Origin of the sequence: Paraburkholderia sp. J63 (assembly GCF_905220245.1) — a bacterium.
Classification (GTDB): domain Bacteria; phylum Pseudomonadota; class Gammaproteobacteria; order Burkholderiales; family Burkholderiaceae; genus Paraburkholderia.
In genome coordinates this window covers 1-410 of the sequence record NZ_CAJMZF010000190.1, presented here as the reverse complement: position 1 = coordinate 410, position 410 = coordinate 1, and the positions used below count along the sequence as shown (strand labels likewise).

The window sequence follows — 410 nt, the reverse complement described above, 5'->3', positions numbered from 1 at the left end:
TGATTCGGTGCCGCCACATCGAACTCCCGATTCAAGACGTTCGGAATGTCGATGCGCTCCACCGTAGCGCGCTTGTATGCGTGGTTGCCAGGTTGCTTGCAAATCAAGCCGAGTTCGTCCATCAGACGACTGACCTTAAAACGCCCAATCGTCGCGCCTTGCTCGCGCAGCATGCCCATGATGCTGCGGCTGCCTGCCGAGCTTCGGCTCTCGACAAACAACTCGTGCACGCGACTGCGCAGTGCCATCCGTGTCACGTCAACTCGTTCTCGACGATGTCTGTATGCGTAAAAGCACGACCGAGGTATATCGAACAACTCACACAACATTGCCACCGATACGCCGTCGCCGACCTGGTCGATTATTTCGTACGTTCTATCCCTTCCGACATCAGTAGCGCAGTAGCTTAA

General features: G+C 55.6%; 1 protein-coding gene. It reads right to left on the bottom strand.

The window, feature by feature from the left end:
* On the bottom strand, positions 1–410 hold a 410-nt coding region (locus tag U5775_RS39115; RefSeq protein WP_322063460.1), incomplete at both ends, for an IS3 family transposase.